At 71.5% G+C, this 16439-nt stretch carries 14 protein-coding genes and 1 pseudogene; 7 read left to right on the top strand and 8 right to left on the bottom strand.

From position 1 onward, the window contains the following. Nucleotides 1-195 (bottom strand): annotated as a pseudogene (locus tag CCN72_RS10970) (amino acid ABC transporter permease); the annotation flags it as partial. Nucleotides 196-704: 509 nt separating this feature from the next. Between CCN72_RS10970 and CCN72_RS10965 the strand changes: the two are divergent. Further along, nucleotides 705-1622, top strand: a complete 918-nt coding sequence (locus tag CCN72_RS10965) for an ABC transporter substrate-binding protein (protein WP_086807356.1) — start codon at nt 705-707, stop codon at nt 1620-1622. Between the two features lie 82 nt (nt 1623-1704). On the opposite strand, the gene CCN72_RS10960 is transcribed toward CCN72_RS10965, so the two are convergent. Then, nucleotides 1705-2943 (bottom strand): DUF5685 family protein, encoded by a 1239-nt coding sequence (locus CCN72_RS10960; protein WP_086807355.1) that lies wholly within the window; start codon nt 2941-2943, stop codon nt 1705-1707. 271 nt (nt 2944-3214) lie between these two features. Between CCN72_RS10960 and CCN72_RS10955 the strand changes: the two genes are divergently transcribed. Beyond that, nucleotides 3215-3652, top strand: a complete 438-nt coding sequence (locus CCN72_RS10955) for a cell division protein SepF (RefSeq protein WP_037658270.1) — start codon at nt 3215-3217, stop codon at nt 3650-3652. 37 nt (nt 3653-3689) lie between these two features. Here the strand turns inward: CCN72_RS10955 and CCN72_RS10950 are convergent, their stop codons facing one another. Beyond that, complete coding sequence (locus CCN72_RS10950) at nt 3690-4874, bottom strand: acyl-CoA dehydrogenase family protein (protein WP_086807354.1); 1185 nt, start codon at nt 4872-4874, stop codon at nt 3690-3692. Between the two features lie 89 nt (nt 4875-4963). Further along, nucleotides 4964-6751 carry an MFS transporter gene (locus CCN72_RS10945; protein WP_086807353.1) on the bottom strand — a complete coding sequence of 596 codons (1788 nt, stop codon included), beginning with the start codon at nt 6749-6751 and terminating at the stop codon, nt 4964-4966. Nucleotides 6752-7051: 300 nt separating this feature from the next. On the opposite strand from CCN72_RS10945, the gene CCN72_RS10935 reads away from it, so the two are divergent. Together CCN72_RS10935 and CCN72_RS10930 are read left to right on the top strand one after the other, a co-directional pair. Beyond that, the gene (locus CCN72_RS10935) at nt 7052-8269 is read left to right on the top strand and encodes a glycosyltransferase family 39 protein (protein WP_425276132.1); all 1218 of its coding nucleotides are present in this window, start codon (nt 7052-7054) and stop codon (nt 8267-8269) included. A 238-nt stretch (nt 8270-8507) separates the two neighbouring features. Beyond that, nucleotides 8508-9533 (top strand): phosphatase PAP2 family protein, encoded by a 1026-nt coding sequence (locus tag CCN72_RS10930; protein WP_086807352.1) that lies wholly within the window; start codon nt 8508-8510, stop codon nt 9531-9533. 99 nt (nt 9534-9632) lie between these two features. Here the strand turns inward: CCN72_RS10930 and CCN72_RS10925 are convergent, their stop codons facing one another. Then, nucleotides 9633-9848, bottom strand: coding sequence for an I78 family peptidase inhibitor (locus tag CCN72_RS10925; protein ID WP_085564047.1), 216 nt, complete (start codon nt 9846-9848; stop codon nt 9633-9635). 427 nt (nt 9849-10275) lie between these two features. On the opposite strand from CCN72_RS10925, the gene ctaD reads away from it, so the two are divergent. Then, nucleotides 10276-11961, top strand: coding sequence for an aa3-type cytochrome oxidase subunit I (gene ctaD, locus CCN72_RS10920; RefSeq protein ID WP_086807351.1), 1686 nt, complete (start codon nt 10276-10278; stop codon nt 11959-11961). 7 nt (nt 11962-11968) lie between these two features. Here ctaD and CCN72_RS10915 read toward each other — a convergent pair whose 3' ends face one another. Beyond that, nucleotides 11969-12643 (bottom strand): LysM peptidoglycan-binding domain-containing protein, encoded by a 675-nt coding sequence (locus tag CCN72_RS10915; RefSeq protein WP_086807350.1) that lies wholly within the window; start codon nt 12641-12643, stop codon nt 11969-11971. A 539-nt stretch (nt 12644-13182) separates the two neighbouring features. Between CCN72_RS10915 and CCN72_RS10910 the strand changes: the two genes are divergently transcribed. Continuing rightward, nucleotides 13183-13965 carry a hypothetical protein gene (locus CCN72_RS10910; RefSeq protein WP_037658257.1) on the top strand — a complete coding sequence of 261 codons (783 nt, stop codon included), beginning with the start codon at nt 13183-13185 and terminating at the stop codon, nt 13963-13965. Nucleotides 13966-14044: 79 nt separating this feature from the next. Further along, on the top strand, nt 14045-14443 hold the full coding sequence (locus CCN72_RS10905) for a hypothetical protein (RefSeq protein WP_037658256.1): 399 nt from the start codon (nt 14045-14047) through the stop codon (nt 14441-14443). Nucleotides 14444-14504: 61 nt separating this feature from the next. On the opposite strand, the gene der is transcribed toward CCN72_RS10905, so the two are convergent. Continuing rightward, entirely contained in the window at nt 14505-15986 is a 1482-nt protein-coding gene (gene der / locus CCN72_RS10900) for a ribosome biogenesis GTPase Der (protein WP_086807349.1), read from the bottom strand. A gap of 93 nt (nt 15987-16079) precedes the next feature. Then, a partial coding sequence (locus tag CCN72_RS10895) for a lysophospholipid acyltransferase family protein (RefSeq protein ID WP_244174185.1) occupies nt 16080-16439 on the bottom strand: 360 nt, incomplete at its 5' end.

Genomic DNA, 16439 nt, shown 5'->3' with positions numbered 1-16439 from the left:
GAAGTACGCGGCGACGACGTCGCACTGGGACGCCCGGTTGCGCACGACGGAGGTGACGGCGAGGCCGAGCAGGACGAGGACGACGAGGGCGGCGGTCCGCTGTCCGTAGCGGCGCTGGGGCACGATCCGGGGGACGGCCGGGGGCCCGGGTATCTCCGGGGCGGTGGGTGCTTGGGCGAGGGTGTCGGATGACATGCGAAGGCTCCGTGACGCGATCGGTCGAACGTCGGAACGGGTGATGCCTTCACACGGCCGCGCCGGACGGGCGGCGCGGTCACGGCCGAGCCCCTCAGCAGGGCCGTACACCGAGAGTACGCAAGCGATCGCCCGCGCTGTCAAGGGTGTCCATAGTGTGAGCGGTACGTCTCAAGTCAGTTGACGCGGAACCGGATGCCTGTTCCACTTGCCCCATGCATCCACAGCAGTGGCTGGTCACCCGCTCCCACATCGACTTCGGTCGCGTGTGGTCCTCCTCCTGTTGAGCTGACCCCCTGCGCATGCCCGCCCTCCGGCGGGCCCGCTTCGCGCTCTCCGCGTTTCTGATCCCACACGTTGCCGCGTTCCTGCGTTCCCACGTTTCCGCGTTTCCGTGCATCCCCCGCTCCACCGCGCCTTCACACGCGCCCCTCCCCTCGCACTCGCGCACCCCCCTTTTCCCGTTCAGGAGAACGCCGTCGATGCGTACGCCGATTTATCGATTTGTCATGCCCTTTACCGCCTTGACCTCGGCCGTTCTGCTCCTCACCGCGTGCGGCTCCGGCTCGGGTCCGGGCGGTACGGACGCCTCCGGGGTCGCGGCCAGGTCCGAGGCGGTGCCGACCGCGGACGTGGTGTCGGGCGAGCGGACCGACCCGGCGGCGGCGAAGCTGCTGCCGCCCGGCACCCGGCACCTCACCGCCGCGATCAGCGTCGGCGGCACCCCGCCCGGCACCACCTACCTCGCCGACGGCAGAACGCTGACCGGCCAGGACGTCGACTTCACCAAGGCGGTCGCCAAGGTACTGGGGCTCGAACTGACCGTGGACCAGGCGAGTTTCGAGGCGATCCTGCCGGCCCTGGACAGCGGCAAGTACGACTTCGGCGCGAGCAACTTCGGGGTCACCGACGAGCGGCGCAGGACCATCGACTTCGTCACCTACATCAACGACGGCCAGGGCTTCGCCACCCGCGAGGACAGCAAGCTCGGCAAAATCACCGATCTGAAGCAGCTGTGCGGGCTGAACGTGGCGACCGGCGCCGGCACCACGTTCGAGGCCACCCTGGAGGAGAGCAGGCACCTGTGCACCGACGCGGGCAAGAAGCCGTACCAGGTGCAGACGTACGCGGAGCCGAGCGCGATCTGGTCCTCGGTGCAGCAGGGCCGCAGCGATGTCGTGATGTCCACGATCAACGGGCTGCGCTACGCCGTCGCGCGGCAGCCGGGCCTGAAGTTCCTCAATGAGTTCCACCGCCTGGACGTCGGCTTCGCCTTCAAGAAGGGCACGAAACTCGCGCCCGCCTTCCGGGCCGCGGTGGACCGGCTGATCGCCGACGGCACCTACGACAAGATCCTGAAGAAGTGGGGCACGACCGGCTCGGCGATCAGGAAGTCACAGATCTCCCCGCCCGAGATCAAGGGCTGAGCGGGCTCAGCGGCCCGAGCGGGGGTCAGCGGCCCGAGCCGGTCACGCGTTCCGAGCCGGGGTCACACGGCCCGAGTGCGGCTCAGCAGCCGCAGTCGCAGGCACAGCACTCGCAGCATTCGCAGCACTCCAGGGCCTCGCAGCACGACCAGTCGCAGTTGCAGTCGCAGGAGGCGCAGCAGCCGTCGCGCCGCCTGCGCGACCACGGGCCCTCGAACTCGTCGGCGCAGCACACCTTGCAGGTGCAGCACACGGCGAGGGCGGCGGCGCAGCCGGCCCAGAAGCCCCGCTTGTCCGGGCCCTGCGGCCCCCCGCCCTGGGGGGTGCCGTAGGGGTTGCCGTGCGGGGTGCCGTAGGGGCCTCCCGGCACATACGGCCCCTGCGACCCCGGGTTGCCCGGGTTCCCCGGCGCGTACGGCCCGGTCGGCGGCCCGAACGCGCCCTCCGCACCGGTGTGTCCGCAGGTCGTCGTGCCGAACGCCCGGTCCACCGAGCGGCGCAGTTCGTGCACGAGCAGCAGATGGACCAGCGCGCCGTCGCTGAACTCGGCGTCCTTCAGGGCGAGTCGGATGCCGTGCACCGCGTCGTCGGCGAGCCCCCGCGCCTCGGCGCGGGAGGTGCCGGTCGCGGTGAGCGGGTTCCAGGCGCCGCCCGCCGCGTCGGCCTGCTGGTCCTCCACCGCGTCCAGCAGATGCGCGAGCCGCCCGAAGAGCCGTCCGGCCTCGGCGAGCGGGGCCGCGTTGCCGGGCCGGCCGGACAGCCACGCGGTGTGCGCGAACGCGGCGGCGGTGGCCGTCTCGGTGGGCTCGGTGACGGTCAGCAGCGGGGTACCGGGCCCGGCCAGTGTCTCGATGCCGAGCTGCCGGTCGACGGCGTCCACCAGGACACCGGTGTCGAAGCCGACCGCCGCCCCGCCCGCCGCACCGGCCCGGCCCCAGCTCGCCGCAACCTTGCGGGCGGCGGCGGCCACGGGCCGGCGGGCCAGCAGCCCGTCCCGGTCGGCGACATGGTCGCGGACCTTCGCCGCGGCGAGCACCAGGGAGACGGCCGCCGCGAGCCGCGCACCCTCGCCCTGCGCGACGGACGCCGGCCGCATCCCGCGCAGCGCACAAGGCCCCGCCAGGCGCCGTCCGCCCTCGCTCCGGCCGAGCTGAGCCTCCGTCAACACAGAGATCAACAAACCGTCATAGTTGGTGACGACACGTGCGAACTGACCATGGTCACCGCGCAACGCGAGGCAGAGCCCGCACAGATGCGCCATCCACTCGGACTTGAAGCGGTCACCCAGCCGATGCGAGCAGGGCCTGACTATTCCGAACACAGCGTTTCCCCCGTGTGTTGAGGTGGCGACGGCTTCACCCGGACGCACCGAGCGTCACCCATCCGCCGCCGACCATCATATTTCACTCACAGTCAGCAGCCGTACGTGTCACAACCCTTGGGGGACAAGGAGTCTCGACGGATCGGCTGTGCACCAGTACCGTCACAAACCCCCCGTGCGGCGACTATCCACTTGGCGCGTTGTCAGCATCATGGATGACCATAGGGGAAGGTGCGCAAAGCACGAGAGACCGCTGTGAGAGGAGGCGTCCATGGGATCGGTACGCAAGGCGAGTGCGTGGCTCGGCCTCGTCGACGACAACGATGACGAGCGCTACTACGACGACGACTACTCCGAGGGCACCACGTCCGGGGACGCCTGGGTGACCGACCCGCGGGTCCAGGTGGCCGCGGACAAGGCCGAGGAGAAGAGCCGGCGGATCGCCACGGTCACCCCGGACAGCTTCCGGGACGCCCGTGCCATCGGCGAGCTGTTCCGGGACGGGGTCCCGGTCATCATGAACCTCACCGGCATGGAGCCCGGCGACGCCAAGCGGGTCGTGGACTTCGCGGCGGGGCTGATCTTCGGTCTGCGTGGTTCCATCGACCGGGTCTCCACGCGGGTGTTCCTGCTGACCCCGGCCGACACGGAGATCATCAGCGGTGACGCGTCCGCGCACCGCACGGACGGCTTCTTCAACCAGAGCTGAGGCGGGGCCGCACACCGGCCCCGCCCCGTTCGGTGGCTCACCGGAACGCGTCGAGCCCGGTGAGCGCCTTGCCCAGCACCAGCTGGTGCATCTCGACGGTGCCCTCGTAGGTGAGCACCGATTCGAGGTTGGTCGCGTGCCGCATCACGGGGTATTCGAGGGAGATCCCGTTGGCACCGAGGATCGTCCGCGCCGTACGGCAGATCTCGATGGCCTCGCGGACGTTGTTCAGCTTGCCGAAGCTGACCTGCTCCGGGCGCAGCCGGCCCGCGTCCATCCGCCGCCCCAGATGATGGGCGAGCAGGATCCCCTTGTGCAGCTCGACCGCCATGTCGGCGAGCTTGGCCTGGGTGAGCTGGAAGCCGCCGATGGGCCGCCCGAACTGCTCACGGGTCTTCGCGTACTCCACGGCCGACTCGAAGCTGCTGCGCGCCGCGCCCATCGCGCCCCACACGATGCCGTAGCGGGCGTGCGAGAGACAGCCCAGCGGGCCGCGCAGCCCGATGACCTCCGGCAGCACCGCGCTCGCGGGCAACCGCACGTCGTCCAGGACGAGTTCACTGGTGACGGAGGCGCGCAGGGACCACTTGTGCTTGATCTCGGGCGCCGAGAAACCGGGCGTGTCGGTCGGTACGACGAAGCCGCGGATGCCCTCCTCGGTCCGCGCCCAGACGACGGCGACCCCGGCGACCGACCCATTGGTGATCCACATCTTGCGCCCGTTGAGCACCCAGTCCCCGCCGTCGCGCTTGGCATGGGTACGCATGGAGGCCGGGTCGGAGCCGTGGTCCGGCTCGGTCAGGCCGAAGCAGCCGATCACCTCGCCGGCCGCCATCCGCGGCAGCCACTCCCGCTTCTGCTCCTCGCTGCCGAAGCGGTGGATGGCGTACATGGCGAGGGAGCCCTGCACGGAGACCAGCGAGCGGATGCCGGAGTCGGCCGCCTCCAGCTCCAGGCAGGCCAGCCCGTACTGCACGGCCGACGCGCCCGCGCAGCCGTACCCGGTGAGGGACATCCCGAGGGCGCCGATCCCGCCCAGCTCCCGGGCGAGCTCCCGGATCTGGGGCAGCTCGCCCTTCTCGTACCAGTCGGCGACGTACGGCAGCACCCGGTCGGCCGCCCAGCCACGGACGGTGTCCCGGATCGCCAGATCCTCGGGGTCCAGCAGATCGTCGATCCCGAGCGGGTCGGCGGCGTCGAACGGGGGCAGCTTCGCGGACATGGGACACCCTCCGGGTACTGAAAACTAGCAGCGCTAGTTACGGCTGTGCGGCCGACGTTACGGCGCAGTGTCCCGCACGTCCAGAGGGGTCAGGCGGAGACCCGCGGCTTCTCCGGGAGCTGCGGCTGCCCGGCGGTGCGCGGCTGCTCGGAGCCACGCGGGGCGGGCACTCCGGCGACGCCCGGCTCGGGGGCGGGCGGCTCGGCGGCCGCTTCGACGGCGCCCGGCACGGTCTCCGCTTCCCCGGCGGTTCCGGCCGCCGCGCCGGTCTCCGGCTCCGCACCGGACCCGGTCTGCGCTCGGGTCCCGGTGTCCGCACCGGACTCGGTCTCCGCGCCGCACTGCATGATCCGCGGCAGCCGCAGCGCCATCACCGCGCCCAGCAGCAACAGGCCCGCGCTCACCAGCAGGGTCAGATGCAGCCCGTGCACGAAGGAGTCCCGCGCCACCCGGCGCAGCACCGCCCCGGTGGGGCCGCCGAGCCGGTCGGCGACGTCGTAGGCCTCGCCCAGCGAGTGCCCGGCGGCGGTCGCGTCCGGGGCGGAGACCCCGGGGACCGTGTGCAGCCGGGGCGTATAGGCGGCGTTCATCACACTGCCGAGCAGCGCGATACCGATGCCCGCGCCCAGCTGGTATGACGTCTCGCCGATCGCCGCCGCCCCGCCGGCCCGGTCGGCGGGGGCCTCGCTGAGCATCGACTCGTAGGCGCCGAACAACGTGGTCTCCAGCCCGAAGCCGAGCAGCACGAAGCCGGACAGCAGCAGCGGGGAGTTGTCGTCGCTGCCCATCGCGGTCAAGGTCAGCACCGCGGCCGCCGTCAGACAGAAGCCGGTGCACACCATCCGGCGCGGCCCGAACCGGCGCAGCACGCGCGCGCCCAGCAGACCGGCCGCCATCGCCGCCACGGTCAGCGGCAGCAGCCGCAGCCCGGTGGCGAGCGGGGACAGGCCGAGCACCAGTTGCAGATACTGCGCGGCGATCAGCTCAAGGCCGACCAGCGCGAGCATGGCCAGCACGATGCAGCCCACCGAGGTGCTGAAGGCGGGCCTGCGGAACATGCACAGGTCCACCAGCGGATGCGGCAGCCGCCGCTGGCGCCGTACGAAGAGGACCAGGAGGACCGCGCCGACCAGCAGCGGCAGCAGGGTGAGCGGGCCCGTGGGGTCCTCGCCGCCGCCGAGCCGCTTCACGCCGAGCACGACGCCGAACAGGCCCGCGGCCGCCATCAGCGCGCCGGAAACGTCCCAGGGGCCGTCCGTCTCGCCCCGGGACTCGGGCAGCAGCAGCCGTCCGACGGGGAGGCTGATCAGCATCAGCGGGATGTTGATCAGGAAGACCGAGCCCCACCAGAAGTGCTCCAGCAGGAAGCCGCCGAGCAGCGGTCCGACCGCCGCGCCGACCGCGGCGACCGCGCTCCACACACCGATGGCGAGGGCGCGCTCACGCCGGTCGGGGAAGACCTGGCGCAGGATCGACAGGGTGGCGGGCATGATCATGGCGCCGCCGACGCCGAGCAGGGCGCGGGCGAGGATCAGTACCTCGGCGGTGTGCGCGCAGGCGGCCACCGCGGAGGCCACGCCGAACAGGCCGTAGCCGAGCAGGAGTACGCGTCGGCGTCCGACGCGGTCGCCGAGGGTGCCGAAGAGGATCAGCAGCGCGGCGCAGACCAGCGGGTAGACGTCGACGATCCAGAGCAGCTGGATGGCGCTGGGCCGCAGGTCCTCGCTGACCGCGGGGACGGCCACGTGCAGCACGGTCGCGTCGAGGGCGACGAGCAGCAGGCTGACGCAGAGGACGACGAGGACGACCCAGCGGTTGGCACCGGGCCCGGCCGTCCGACGGCGCGGCCGGAGCGCGGCCGTGGTCGTCCCGGACATGTACGTACCTCCCAGATGTTCCCTCGTGCGGGGCGGAGCGACAGGCTCTCCCTTTGTCGTACGGCCGGGAAGAAGCGGTGTTCCCGGACCCCGCTGAACCCACGGGAATGGCTCGTCAGCCTACGCGAGTCCGCCGTGCCCCCGCGTGGCGGACCTCTCACCCCGGGGCGGCGACCCCTGTGGGGTGCGCCACGTCGTAGCGGCCGGGCGCCGCGTCGTACCGGCCCGGCGTCGTCTCGTACCGGCCCGGCCGGTCCCCGGCGGCCGGCGCGTTCCCCCGTCCGGTCGATAATCGAGCCCGTGACCGATCTCAGGACCGGCGTGGCCGCGGCCCACGCCCCGCCCGCCGTCCCGTCCGCCGTCCCGCTGCTGCGCCGGGCGGTACCGGCCGTGCTGGCGTACGCGGCGGTCCGTGCCCTGGGCCTGGTGGTGCTGGCGGTGTGGAGCGCCGCGCGCGGCAAGAGCGCGCTGACGCTGCTGACGGGGCGCTGGGACTCCCTCTGGTACACGCGGGTCGCCGAACTGGGCTATGGCTACCAGGTGCGGCTGCCGAACGGCGACATCCACTCGAACCTGGCGTTCTTCCCGCTGCTGCCCTGGCTGGAGCGGCTGCTGCACGCGCTCACCCCGCTGTCGTACGCGCACGCGGGGCTCGTGGTGAGCCTGGTGGCCTCGCTGGCCGCGGCGGCGGGGATCTTCGCGGTGGCCGAGCACCTGTACGGAGCCCGGACCGGGGTCTGCGCGGTGCTGCTGTGGGCGGTGCTGCCGGTCGCGGCCGTGCAGTCGATGGCGTACAGCGAGTCGCTGTTCACGGCGCTGGCGGCCTGGGCGCTGTACGCGCTGCTGACCGGGCGGTGGGTGGGCGCGGGGCTGCTCGCGGCGCTCGCGGGGCTGACCCGGCCGGTGGGCGGCGCGGTGGTGGCGGCGGTGTGGGTCGCGGCAGCGGCCTCGTTCGTGCGGGACCGAAGCGCGGCGCGTTCAGGCGGCGCTCGGTCGTCGGCACGCGCCCCCGCGCACTTCACCGTCCGCCGCCTCCTCGGCGTGTCGCTCGCCCCGCTCGGCGCGGCCGGTTACGTCCTGTGGGTGGGAGGTCGTACCGGCAAGGGCCCGCTCGGCTATCTGGACGTCCAGGCCGGCTGGCGCAACGGCTTCGACGGCGGGTACGCCTTCGCGCGCTTCGTGGCCGAGAAGTTCACCTCGTTCCCCGCCGCGCTCGCGGGCGTCGGCCTGATCGCGGGCGTCGCGCTGCTGCTCTGGCTGTACGTCACCGGCGTCCGCCGGGGCCAGCCCCTCGAACTGCTGGTGTACACCGGCGTGGTGCTCGCGCTCGCGCTGTGCGCGTCGAGCTACTTCGGCTCCAAGCCTCGGCTGCTGCTGCCCGCCTTCCCGGTGCTCTTCCCGCTCGCCGCCGCGCTCGCCCGGCTGCGGACCTCCCGATCCGCCCTGGTCACGGTGGGGTTGGCGGTCGTCTCCGCGGTGTACGGGGCGTTCTGGCTGAACGGCTCCGGGCCTCCATGATCCACTCCGACGGCCCGATGACGCCCCGGGGAATTGCGACCCAGGACCGGGTCAACGCATTTATAAGTGCCATATAAACAACACCCGGCATGATCAAAGGAATTACAGAGGACGGCCTCACCGGATTGCGGAATCCTGTGAAATTCAGCCGCCCTTGAGAGGTTTCCCACATCACATCGTCATCACAAAGACGCTGTTTCGACCGGGACCACAGCTCACTCGCTGTAACGTCGATTGGGTGCGTACCGAACGGAACCTCACCCGGCGTCTGGACCGGGTGTTCGCCAGGCTGGACCGCGAGCCGGAACGGCCGGCCCATATCGATGTGCCGGTGATGAGCCGGCACCGGGTCGTGCTGTTCTCCGCGACCCTCGCCTTCTACCTGGCGATCGTGTGGGCCGTGGTGACCACCTCCTGGCTCGTCCGGCTCGACTGGCAGGTCATGTTCTTCCGGCCGTACCAGCAGTGGCCGCAGATCCACGCCTTCCTCGACTACTACGTGGTGCTCGGCCAGCGCGGCCCCACCGCGGTGATGGTCGCGGCCTGGCTCGGCTGGCGCTCCTGGCGGCAGCACACGCTCCGCCCGCTGCTCACCCTCGCCACCTCGCTGCTGCTGCTGAACATCACGGTCGGCGCCGCCAAGTACGGCATGGGGCGGCTCGGTCCGCACTACGCGACCGTGATCGGCTCGAACGAGATGGTCAGGGGCGGCGATATATTTCCCAGCGGCCACACCGCCAACGCGGTGGTCACCTGGGGCATCCTGGCCTACCTGGCCTCCACCCCCCGGGCCCGCCGCTGGCTCTCGGCCGTCTCCGCGATCACCTCGCTCGGCGTCGGCCTCACCACCGTCTACCTCGGTACGCACTGGCTCAGCGATGTACTCCTCGGCTGGGCCGCCGGCCTGCTGATCCTGCTCGCCCTGCCCTGGTTCGAGTCGCTGATCGCACGCACCGAGACATCGCTGTTCGACCTGCGCGACCGCTGGCGCGCCCGGCGCACCCGGCCGGTGTCCGAACCGGTCGCCCCCGTCGCCCCGGTGGTGCTCACCGGACCGCGCGGCACCTCGGCCGAGCAGTCCGCGCCGGCCCGCGAGCCGGTCTCCTCGACCCGCGCCTCCCGGGGCCTGGCGCATCTCTCGCCCAGCCCGCACACGGCCCGTTCGGAACGCAGCCCGGTCACCCCGGCGGGCCCCCGCCGCCCGCCCGGCGCCGACCGGGCACCGCGCGGCGCCTCCCCGGCCCGCCCGCTGACGGGCGGCTGAGGACCCGGGCGACGGTACGCACCACCGGCCCCGCGCCACGCCACGACGAAGGCCCCGCTCCCCTCCCGGGAGCGGGGCCTTCACGTCGTCCGCGGTCGGTCAGCCCTTCCAGGCGCGGGCCACCCGGCCGTCGCGCACCTCGAAGTTGAGCCGCCCCACCCGGTACTCCATGGTGATGATCGCGCCCGGCGGCAGCGCGCGCACGGTCGACCAGCCGCGCTCCCGGGCACGCCGCTCGGCCTGCTCGGCGTCGAGGCCGACGTACCCGTCCGGGCTGTCCTGGGGCTCCGCTGGCGGAGTGGGAATCGGTGCCATACGGCCACGCTAGGGCGACACACGCGGTGACGGAAGCCGGGCGCGGCAGGGTAAGAGCAGGACCAGACTCCCGTCACACTTCTGTCACAGCTTCCGGGGTCTCGTTTCGGTCGAACTTCCTCACACGATCGGGGGTTTCCGTACCGCTCACCGGGGGATTCGAACTGAATTCCCGCGTGTCGTGCCGCCCCCTCGAATTACCCGGCGGAAAGTGCCGTGGTGAGGATCGGGACGGGCCCCGGGAGCATGATTCCCCGGCGGAATCCGGCGCTATGCCACCGGAGCTGACACCGCATAGGAAATTTCACGGATTCCGCACATGCCGGTGTGGGGTGCGCCTGCCGCGGGCGCTCGCGGGTACCCGGCCCGCCGGCCGCGGCGGAGTGCCGGTGCGGGCCCGGGGCGCGACGACGCGAAAGGGCGAGCGATGGGGACCGAGACCGCGCACGCGACGTCGGGACCGGTGCGCGACCGGCCGCGGGCGGGCCGGGTGGTGGTGGACTGGCTCACCACCACGGACCACAAGAAGATCGGCCATCTGTATCTGATCACCGGCTTCGGCTTCTTCCTGGCCGCCGGGGTGATGGCACTGCTGATGCGCGCCGAACTCGCCCGGCCGGGGCTCCAGCTGATGAGCGCGGAGCGGTACGACCAGCTGTTCACACTGCACGGCACGATCATGCTGCTGCTGTTCGCGACGCCGAGCTTCGCGGGGTTCGCCAATGAGCTGATGCCGCTCCAGATCGGCGCCCCGGACGTGGCCTTCCCCCGGCTGAACATGCTGTCGTACTGGTTCTTCCTGTTCGGCGGGCTGATCGTGCTGGGATCCCTGTTCTCGCCTGACGGGCCCGCCGACTACGGCTGGTTCGCCTACGCGCCGCTCAACGACGCGACGCACTCCCCCGGGATCGGCCCCGACCTGTGGATCATGGGGCTCGCGCTGTCCGGGTTCGGGACGATCCTCGGCGCGGTCAACTTCATCACCACGATCATCGCGATGCGGGCGCCGGGCATGACGATGTTCCGGATGCCGATCTTCACCTGGAACACCCTGTTCACCTCGATCCTGATCCTGCTGGCGTTCCCGGTGCTGGCGGCGGCGCTGCTGGTGCTGGAGGCGGACCGGCGGTTCGGTGCGCAGGTGTTCGAGGCGGCGAACGGCGGGGCGCTGCTGTGGCAGCACCTGTTCTGGTTCTTCGGGCATCCCGAGGTCTACATCATCGCGTTGCCGTTCTTCGGGATCGTCACGGAGATCATCCCGGTCTTCAGCCGCAAGCCGATCTTCGGGTATCTGACGCTGATCGGCGCGACGATGGCGATCACCGGCCTGTCGATCGTGGTGTGGGCGCACCACATGTTCGCGACGGGCGCGGTGCTGCTGCCGTTCTTCTCCTTCATGTCGTTCCTGATCGCGGTGCCGACCGGGGTGAAGTTCTTCAACTGGACCGGCACGATGATCCACGGCTCGCTGTCCTTCGAGACGCCGATGCTGTGGGCGCTGGGCTTCCTGGTGACGTTCCTGTTCGGCGGGCTGACCGGGGTGATCCTCGCGTCGCCGCCGATGGACTTCCATGTCACGGACTCGTACTTCGTGGTCGCGCACTTCCACTACGTCGTCTTCGGCACGGTCGTCTTCGCGGTGTTCGGCGGGTTCGCCTTCTGGTGGCCGAAGTTCACCGGGAAGATGCTGGACGAGCGGCTGGGGAAGATCCAGTTCTGGACGCTGTTCGTCGGCTTCCACACGACGTTCCTGGTGCAGCACTGGCTGGGGGCGGAGGGGATGCCGCGCCGGTACGCCGACTATCTGGCGGCGGACGGCTTCACGGCGCTCAACACCGTGTCCTCCATCGGCGCGTTCCTGCTCGGCCTCTCCACGCTCCCCTTCCTCTACAACGTCTGGAAGACGGCCCGTTACGGCGAGAAGGTCGACACCGACGACCCCTGGGGCTACGGCCGTTCCCTGGAGTGGGCGACGTCCTGTCCCCCGCCGCGGCACAACTTCGTGACGCTGCCGAGGATCCGCTCGGAGTCGCCGGCGTTCGATCTGCATCACCCGGCGTACGCGGCCGAGGCCCCCCGGCCAGAGCCGAGGGGCCGTCGGGCACGGAAGTGAGCGTGGCTCAGAGGGCCAGGTGCGTCCCCGGGACGATGAGATCCGGGTCGGTGCCGATGACGGACCGGTTCGCCGCGTACAGGTGGCGCCAGCCGACGCCGTGCCGCGCGGCGATCTGGGACAGGGTGTCGCCCCGGCGCACGGTGTAGCCGCCGGTGCCCCGGGAGGGGTGGCTCGGTGCCTTGGATGCCTTCGGGGTGTTCGAGGTGGTGTTCGAGGTCCTCGGTGTCCTGGACGGCGCCGACTTCTTCGTCGTGCCGCCCTTGTCGAGGCTCACCGGTGAGGGGGCGGAGCCCATGGCTCCCGCGCGGCCGGAGCAGACCGGCCAGGCGCCCCAGCCCTGGGCCCGCTGGACCCGTGTCGCGACGGCGATCTGCGCGCTCCTGGAGGCCCGGTCGGCGGTCGAGGCGTAGGCGCCACCGCCGTACGCGCTCCAGGTGTGGGCGGAGAACTGGAGTCCTCCGTAGTAGCCGTTGCCGGTGTTGATGTGCCAGTTGCCGCCGCTCTCGCACTGGGCGATGCGGTCCCACACCCCGTTGTCCGCGGCGGCTGCGCTGCCGGTCGCGGCCAGCAGCCCCAGCGGGGCCAGCAGCGCGGCGCCGGCGAGCACGGCCGTCGTACGGCCCCTGCGGGCGCTGTCGTCACGGGTGGTGGTGCGGCTGGTATCGGCACACTCGGACATAGAACTCCCTCTCCAAGAACCCGGGTTCCCCCGGGCGGAGCGCGGCTCGCCGCGCAGGACCGCGGTTCCTCGCGCCCGCCCCGTCCGTGCCCCCGGTGCCGGCGATGACGCGTTGCCGGTGCCGGGTGACGGACGAACCCGAGCGGTGCTCGTTGCACACGGCGGAGGAATGTAGGGAAAGCGTGTGCCGGACATCAACCAAATGACCGTCGTGCCAGGCCAGTTGCCAGTTACCGCTGGTATCGGCGATTTCCAGCCACCCACTACATGCGCTGATTTACTGATTTTTCGCCCCCGCCCGACGACTCCCTGTGACCCACTTCACCCGTTCAAGTAGCTTGACCCACCATGGAGTTGACGATGAGTGGCTGATTCCGCACCCAGAGTGATCGGCTGTGACGGTTGATTCGAACCGATGCTCCGCCATGCGTGACCCCCACCACAGGACGCCCGTTGTCTTCTTCATGAGCCCGGAACCCTGGGGCTCATCGGCCGGGAGCCACCCGACCGGTCCCGCTCGCATCCCAAGGGAGCCACCCGTGCCGCGCATGCTCGACGTCAGTGACGCCGTACGCGCCGAGATCGGCGACGAAGAAGCCGACCGGCTGCTCGCCGGAGAGAACGCCCCGGGCAGTTACGACTGCACGTCCTGCCGCACCCCGGGCGACTCCGAGCAGGAGCGCACCAGCACCGTTCTCTTCGTCGGCGAGGAGACCGCGGTCCTCGCCTTCGCCCACGCCAGCTGCCTGCCCTCGCAGGTCGTCCAGGTCACCGAGGAGCAGTTGCAGGGCGCCGTCCGCTCCATCGGCGCACAGGCCGAGGGCGGCGAGCCGCAGCGGCCCGTGCCCGAGCAGGCGGTGCTCGGTGTGACCAGCGGACTCGTCCTGATCGAGGGCGAGTTGCACCCCGCCCTGGTGGTCGAGCCCACCTCGCCCATCGTGCGCCCCGGCACCGTCGGCCCCGGGGACGACTTCCTGCCGCTCCTCATCGAGCAGGGCTTCATGCCGGTGACCGAGCTGGCCGCCGTCCCGCCGGTGCTGCACGGCTGGTCGGTGCTGCTGGCGGTCGGCCAGCTGCACGCGGTCCTCCAGCCGGGTCCGCCCGGCGGCCACCCGGTCGCCTGGTGGCAGGCCCATCAGCCGCTCCAGGTCACCGACGGCTGGCGGGCCGCGGCCAACAAGCACCAGCAGGTGCTGATGTTCGCCGCGCCGGTGGGCTCCATCGGCCGCCAGCCGCGCGAGGACCTGCTGCGCGACTCGCTCGACAAGGCGGCGGCCTACGGCAGGCTGGTCGCGGCGGCGCTCCCGCTCGCGGGGACCTGAGCCCGCGCGTTCAAGGGGCCGCGACCAAAGGAAGGTTGCGAAACCGCATCTCTTCTCGCGCGCTGTCGTTTGGACATACGTGCACGCATACGACACTTCGCCCCGACGGTCCTCGTTCTCCTCCGTTCCGTCCGCCCGGACGGGGCACGAAGGGGCGGGTGGTGCGTCGGCCACGCCGATCTTCGACATGCTCGCCTCGGAGTGGGTCAAGGCGTTCCGCACGCTGCCGGGCGACCGCAGCGGCGAGGAGGGGATGAGGTTCGTCCCCTTCGGCCTGCCGGACCGCACCGGGTGGTCGTACGGCGGCCATCGGGCGGGCTCGTTCAGCAGCTCGTACAGCGCCTACAGCGCGGGGGCCTACAGCGCCCGCCAGCAGTCGCAGTGGCAGCGCGTCGGCACCATCGGGCGGCCGCAGCAGGACACCGGGATGCACCATGTGCCCGCCGCACTGCCTCCAGGACCGCGCCGCGGCGCGTGACACCGGCACACGAAAGGGCGGCCCCTGCCGGACAGGGGCCGCCCTTCGCGTCGTACGGCGGTTACTTCTTCTTCGAGCCGCGCTTCTCGCGCACCCGCACCGAGATATGGATCGGGGTGCCCTCGAAGCCGAACTCCTCGCGCAGCCGGCGCTCGATGAAGCGCCGGTAGCCCGCCTCGATGAAGCCGGAGGCGAAGAGCACGAAGCGCGGGGGCTTGGTGCCGGCCTGCGTGCCGAAGAGGATGCGCGGCTGCTTGCCGCCCCGGACCGGGTGCGGGTGGGCCGCGACCAGCTCGCCCAGGAAGGCGTTGAGCCGGCCGGTGGGGACGCGGGTCTCCCAGCCGGCGAGGGCGGTCTCGATGGCCGGGACCAGCTTCTCCATGTGGCGGCCGGTGCGCGCCGACACATTCACCCGGGGCGCCCAGGCGATCTGGGCCAGCTCGGTCTCGATCTCCCGCTCCAGGTAGTAGCGGCGCTCCTCGTCCAGCGTGTCCCACTTGTTGAAGGCGACGACGATCGCACGGCCCGCCTCCACGGCCATGGTGACGATCCGCTGGTCCTGCACGGAGATGTTCTCCGAGGCGTCGATCAGGACGACCGCGACCTCGGCCTTCTCCACCGCGGCGGCGGTGCGCAGCGAGGCGTAGTAGTCGGCGCCCTGCTGGAGGTGGACACGCTTGCGGATGCCCGCGGTGTCCACGAACTTCCAGGTGACACCGCCCAGTTCGATCATCTCGTCGACCGGGTCGCGGGTGGTGCCCGCCATCTCGTTGACGACGACGCGCTCCTCGCCCGCGACCTTGTTCAGCAGAGAGGACTTGCCGACGTTCGGGCGGCCGATGAGCGCGATGCGGCGGGGGCCGCCGAGGGCGGTGCCGAAGGACTGCGCGGGCGCCTCGGGCAGCGCCTCCAGGACGGCGTCCAGCATGTCGCCGGTGCCGCGGCCGTGCAGCGCGGAGACGGGGTGGGGCTCGCCGAGGCCCAGGCTCCACAGGTACGAGGCGTCGGCCTCGCCGCTCTGGCCGTCGACCTTGTTGGCGCACAGCACCACCGGCTTGCCGGCCTTGCGCAGCAGTCGTACGACCGCCTCGTCGGTGTCGGTGGCGCCGACCTTGGCGTCGACCACGAAGACCACCGCGTCGGCGGCCTCGATCGCGTACTCGGCCTGGGCGGCCACGGAGGCGTCGATGCCGAGGACGTCCTGCTCCCAGCCGCCGGTGTCGACCACCTTGAAGCGGCGGCCCGCCCACTCGGCCTCGTAGGTGACGCGGTCGCGGGTGACGCCGGGCTTGTCCTCGACGACCGCCTCGCGGCGGCCGATGATCCGGTTGACCAGGGTCGACTTGCCGACATTCGGACGGCCGACGACGGCGAGCACGGGCAGCGGGCCGTGGCCCGCCTCCTCGATGGCGCCCTCGACGTCCTCGATGTCGAAGCCCTCGACCGCGGCGAGCTCCATGAACTGCGCGTACTCGGCATCGCCGAGAGCCCCGTGCTCGTACTCGTGCTCGGCCGAGCCGTCGGGCTGGATGTCGTCGTTCATGAAGTCCGTACCTCGTTGTTCATCGTGGTGATCGGTGGAACAGGCCCTGGTGGGCTTATCCCTCAGTGGGCTGATCCACTACTCAAGTGTCGCCTAGCGCCCGGTGAGGCGCCTGGCGTTTTCCAGGTGGGCGGTGAGCTGCTTCTGGATGCGCTCGGTCGCCTCGTCCAGCGCCCGGCGCGTGCGCCGCCCGGAGCCGTCGCCCGCGTCGAACGGGTCTCCGAAGACGACGTCCACGCGCGAGCGCACCGGGGGCAGCGCCTTTATCAACCGTCCCGGCCGGTCCGAGCTTCCCATGACGGCCACCGGCACGACCGGCGCCCCGCTGCGGACCGCGAAGTAGGCGAGGCCCGCGCGCAGCGAGGCGAAGTCGCCCTCGCCCCGGGTGCCCTCCGGGAAGATGCCCAGCACTCCCCCGGCCGCCAGCAGGTCGAGGGCCTGGGTGATGGCGGC

The sequence above is a fragment of the Streptomyces murinus genome, assembly GCF_002154555.1.
Classification (GTDB): domain Bacteria; phylum Actinomycetota; class Actinomycetes; order Streptomycetales; family Streptomycetaceae; genus Streptomyces; species Streptomyces murinus.
The sequence above is the reverse complement of the archived record's forward strand: the minus strand, read 5'-3'. Positions and strand labels throughout refer to the sequence as shown.